Genomic DNA, 5,173 nt, shown 5'->3' with positions numbered 1-5,173 from the left:
GAAGAGCCTTCTCGACACGCCGCCGGAGAAGCGGCCCGATCTCAAGCTGAAGAAACTTCGTCGCGAGACCTAGCCTTGTAGGCCTGCGCGGCTGCGATCATGCCCCACATCGCGCCCAGCATCATCCAGAAGTGCCGCCAGTGGTCGGTGTCGATCACGAAGCTTTCGCCGACGGTGCCGACGAAGGCGGAGAAGACCGCGATATAGGCACGCTGCCAGGGCACACGGACGAAGATGTGCCGGAAGCCCATGATCACGGTGGTGAAGACCAGCGCGGGATAGCACACGCCGGAGAGCCAGCCGCCGGACATGAAGGCGTTGAGATAGGAGTTGTGGGTGTCCTCGGGGAAGAAGCGGTGGAATTGCAGGGGGCCGATGCCGAATGGCAGGTCGAGCGCCATCTCCGCACCCAGGATGTGCCGGCCGAAGCGGCCGAAGCGGCCCTCGTCATAGCTCTGATCGAAGCTGGCGCGCTGCTTGAACATCTCGGCGGTGGAATCGAATGACAGCAGCACCGCGATCAGCGCGAGGCCCAGCACCGCGGCGACGATCGCCATGACGACGATGCGCGAGCGCTGCGCGTTGGTGCGGCTGGTCAGCACCATCAGCGCCAGCATGAAGGCGGAGGTCAGCACCAGCCCGCCCCAGGCGGCACGGGAGAAGGCGAGCAGGATCGCCAGCGACATGATGCCGAAGGCGATGACGTTGCGGAAGGCCTTAGCCAGCTTGTCAGAGACCACGCTCTGGAGCGCGAACAGCGCCGGCAGGATCAGGAAGGCGCCGAGCACGTTCGGGTCCTTGAACGTGCCCCGCGCGCGTCCGTAGAGCGTGAGGAGGTCGTCTCCGCCGGGAACCAGGTGGAAGTAGCCGGCGACCGCCGCCAGCGAGGCAACCATCGCGCCGACCACGAGGCCGCGGCGGAGCATGTCGAGCCGGGCCGCGGTGTCCTCGGACGTGATCATGGCGAAGAACACCACGGTCACCGCCATGTACCAGGAGGTCGCGATCCAGCTCACCACCTCGGGCTGCTCGAACAGCGGGATCGCGCTGATGGTGTAGCCGACATTGAGCAGGACCAGCATCAGCAGCAACGGCATCAGCGCAAGCCGCAGGCGCAGGCCGGTGGCGAAGAAGGCGACGGTGGCGAGCAGCGTCGCGATCTCGTAGGGGCTGGGTTCGATGAAGACGATGGCGCCGGAAGCGCCGACAAGCCACACCAGCGCGCGCTGGAGCGCCAGCACGCCGGGCGCGGCCGGCGCGGCTAATTTCACTCCACCGGCTGTCGCCGCATACGCCATCATATGCTCATACGCTTACGCAACTCATACGCCACAAAACAGCTGTCATCGCCCGGCTTGGCCGGGCGATCCAGTATTCCGTGGCGCACATTGCGGAAATCGGCTGGCGCCRCGGAGTACTGGATGCCCCGCCTTCGCGGGGCATGACGGAGACTCAATACGCGTTCTCGTTCTTGGTCAGCAGCGAGATCGGCGTCTTCAGGAGAATGACGAGGTCGAACAGCACCGACCAGTTCTCGATGTAATAGAGGTCGAACTCGACGCGCTTCTGGATCTTCTCTTCGTTGTCGATCTCACCGCGCCAGCCGTTGATCTGGGCCCAGCCGGTGATGCCGGGCTTGACGCGATGGCGGGCGAAATAGCCGTCGACGGCTTCGTCGAACAGGCGGCTCTGGAGCTTGCCCTGCACCGCATGCGGGCGCGGGCCGACCAGGGAGAGGTTGCCGGAGAAGACCACGTTGAAGAGCTGCGGCAGCTCGTCGAGGCTGGTCTTGCGGATGAAGCGGCCGACGCGGGTCACGCGCGGATCGTTCTTGGTCACGACCTTCGAGGCCGTCGGATCAGCCTGGTGATGGTACATCGAGCGGAATTTGTAGACGTCGATGCGCTCGTTGTTGAAGCCGAAGCGTTTCTGGCGGAACAGCACCGGGCCGGGGCTGTCGCGCTTCACCGCCAGCGCCACCAGTCCCATCACCGGCAGGGCCGCGAGCAGCGCGAGACCGCCGACGAGGCGGTCGAACAGCCATTTCATCACGAGGTCCCAGTCGGTGATCGGTGCCTCGAACACGTCGAGCGTCGGGACTTCGCCGAGATAGGAGTAGGAGCGGGGACGGAAGCGCAGCTTGTTGGTGTGCGCGGAGAGGCGGATGTCGACCGGCAGCACYCAGAGCTTCTTCAGCATCTCCAGGATGCGCGTTTCCGCCGAGATCGGCAGCGCGAACAGCACGAGATCGACGCGGGTGCGGCGGGCGAACTCGACAATATCGTCGACCTTGCCGAGCTTGCGCGCACCGGCGCAGGTGTCCAGCGCGCGGCTGTCGTTGCGGTCGTCGAACACGCCGAGCACGTGGATGTCGGAATCCTCCTGCGCCGTCAGTGCCTCCACCAGCTGCTCGCCGTTACTGTCGGAGCCGACGATGATGGTCCGGCGGTCGAGCCGGCCCTCGCGTCCCCAGGCACGCACCAGCGAGCGCAGCACCAGGCGCTCGACGAAGAGCGCGCCGAGCCCGAGGACGTAGAAGGCGGCAAGCCACAGCCGCGATATTTCGCTGCCGAACTTGGCGAAGAAGGAGATGCCGATGAACAGCAGGAAAACGAACGACCAGGACGAGATCATCCGCGTCATCTGCCGGAGTTGACCGCGGAACAGCTGCACCTGGTAGATGTCGGCGGCCTGGAAGCAGACCACGGCGGCGACCGCGACGGCGAGGATCTCTGCCGGATAGTCCCAGCTGAAGGAGCCGGCCAGCGGCATGACGTAGCCGACATAGACCGCGATGCCGATGAGGCTCAGCAGCGCGAAGTCGGCAAGGCGCACGATTCCGGTAATCACGATCGGCGAATAGGCGCGGGCGACCTTCTGGTTGACGACGTCGAGCGCGGCGGGAGAGAGCCGGCGGCGGCGCTCCACAAAGGGCTGGTCAGCCGGCTTCGCCGCGGCACCGGTCGCGGCATCGAGCATCGAGCGTGCGTTGAGCGGTTCCACGGGCGTCCACGTCCATTCCAAAAACCCGCGGCGCAGCATTGCACCCGGGCGAGCATCCCCGGGCACTTCGTTATCGGACAAATCGGAAGAATCTCTAAAGCGGCCTTAAGGATGGTTAATGATTGGCGAATGCGTCGCGATAGCCCGCGATCACGCCGTCAACCATCGCCTGCTGGGAGAAATACGCGGAGATGCGCTTGCGCAAGGCGGAGGCGCGCTGCGTTGTCGCCTGCGGATCGGCGAGTGCAGCCGCAATCGCCTCCGCCATTGCCTCGGCGTTGCTTGCCGCGAACAGGGCCGGGCTCTCCGTGCCGAAGATCTCTGGAATGCCGCCGACGCGCGCGGCGATCATGGGAATGCCGGCCGCGCCCGCCTCGATCACCACATAGGGCATGGAGTCGCCGCGCGAGGGAACGACCAGCAGCCGTCCCTTGGAGAAGCCGTAGCGTGCCTTGACGTGGCCGATAAAGCGGATCGCGCCGGAGAGGCCGAGCCTCTCGACCTGCGCCTTCAGCGCTGCCGTCTCCTCGCCGTCGCCGCCGAGCGTGAGGGTGACCTTCTTGCCGCCTTCGTGCAGGCGCGCCACGGCGTCGACCAGCAGATCGGCACCCTTGATGTGCCTGAACTCGCCGACATAGCAGAGGTCGGTGGCATCCTCGGTGGTGACAACAGGCTCGAATTCCTCCGGCGTCACGCCATTGAAGACGCAATGCACCACGCCCTTGGGCGTGCCGACGATGCGCTGGTAGGTGTCGCGGGCAAAGGCGCTCTCGAACAGGAACAGGTCGGTCGCGCCCATCAACGACCGTTCGAGCCGCGCGTAGAATTCGCCTTTCACGGTGTTGAGTGGATAGTGCAGCGAGCCGCCATGCGGGGTGTAGATGCGGATGGTGTCGTCGGTGCGCCGCCGCATGCGGATGAAGGCGCCGGCCTTGGCGCCGTGGCCGTGCATGACGTCCGGCTTGAGCTTTGCGATCAGCCGCCGCATCCGCAGCCACACCAGGACATCGTCGGGCGACGGTTCGCGGCGGATCGCCATGCGGTGCATGCCGAGCTTCAGCCGCGGCGCGAGCTCGGTCAGCGTCTTGTCGGCGCGCTCGCCGCCGGTGAGGCTGTCGGCGAGAATCCCGACATGATGGCCGCGATCGACCTGGCCGTTGGCGACGTCGAGGATGTGGCGGAAGATGCCGCCCACGGGTGCGCGCACGGCGTGCAGGATGCGAAGCGGCCGGTCGGGAGAGGGGGGCATGATCTGAACCAGCGCTCGACGGCAAATGCCGAACAATTGTCGAAATATCGAGACGGATTAAGAGGCCTCGTGGTTAACAAACGGTGACGAGCGCGCGTGCGCTGATGGCGGGATTGCCCGATTAACCCAGCGGCAACCTTAATGGAGTGTAATCGCCCCGGTTGAGGTAGCTTGGCGGCGTTGCCCTGCGGGAGTATTCGATGCGTTTAGCGTTCTGGCGTGCCGGCAAGGTCAAGGCGGTGGTCGAGCGGGCTGTTTCGAAGTCCAAAGCCGAAGCCAAGCCCAAGGTTGATGCAAGGCCTGCGCCTGTTGTCACGAGGCAGGCGTCCGGCGAATCCGGCGACATCGATCTTCACGCGCTCGGTGCCGCGCTTGCGCGCAAGCGCGGCTGGATCATCGTGCCGACGGTGCTGGCGCTTGTCGCCTCGGTCGCCGTCGTCAATCTCGTGACGCCGCGCTACAAATCCGAGTCGCGTATCCTGATCGACGGCCGCGAGAACGTGTTCCTGCGTCCGAACAGTGACCGCAGCAACGAGGAGCGGCAGGCGCTCGACCCCGAGGCCGTCACCAGCCAGGTCCAGCTCGTGCTGTCGCGCGATCTCGCGCGCGAGATCATCAAGAAGAACAAGCTTGCGGAGCGGCCCGAATTCGATCCGGTGCTGCAAGGCATTTCGCCGCTGAAGTCGCTTGCCGCGCTGATCGGCATCGGCCGCGATCCGTTCTCGATGACGCCGGAAGAGCGCGTGCTGGATGCTTATTACGAGCGCCTCCAGGCCTATGCCGTCGACAAGTCGCGCGTGATCGTGATCGAATTCCAGTCGGCTGATCCGGATCTCGCCGTGCGCGTCGCCAATTCGATCGCCGACGGCTATCTCGTGCTCCAGCAGAATGCGCGCCAGGACCAGGCGCGCAATGCCAGCC

The 5,173-nt window shown here is 65.4% G+C and carries 4 protein-coding genes; 1 reads left to right on the top strand and 3 read right to left on the bottom strand.

Annotation, left to right across the window (positions count from 1 at the left end):
* Positions 1-41 precede the first annotated feature (41 nt).
* The 3 genes from AC1D00_RS25625 to AC1D00_RS25615 form a co-directional block, all read right to left on the bottom strand.
* A complete protein-coding gene (locus AC1D00_RS25625) occupies positions 42-1,298 on the bottom strand; it encodes an O-antigen ligase family protein (protein ID WP_477012571.1) in 1,257 nt (418 codons plus the stop codon).
* A gap of 154 nt (positions 1,299-1,452) precedes the next feature.
* Positions 1,453-3,003, bottom strand: a complete 1,551-nt coding sequence (locus AC1D00_RS25620) for an undecaprenyl-phosphate glucose phosphotransferase (RefSeq protein ID WP_477012570.1) — start codon at positions 3,001-3,003, stop codon at positions 1,453-1,455.
* Between the two features lie 115 nt (positions 3,004-3,118).
* Positions 3,119-4,252: a glycosyltransferase family 4 protein gene (locus AC1D00_RS25615; protein ID WP_477012569.1), complete on the bottom strand. Its 1,134-nt coding sequence runs from the start codon at positions 4,250-4,252 to the stop codon at positions 3,119-3,121.
* 200 nt (positions 4,253-4,452) lie between these two features.
* On the opposite strand from AC1D00_RS25615, the gene AC1D00_RS25610 reads away from it, so the two are divergent.
* Positions 4,453-5,173, top strand: a 721-nt coding sequence (locus AC1D00_RS25610; protein WP_477012568.1) for a Wzz/FepE/Etk N-terminal domain-containing protein, incomplete at its 3' end; no start/stop codon positions are given.

Source organism: Bradyrhizobium sp. P2_E8 (assembly GCF_056403875.1).
Note: the sequence above shows the minus strand (reverse complement) of the source record. Positions and strands in the feature narration are given on the sequence as shown.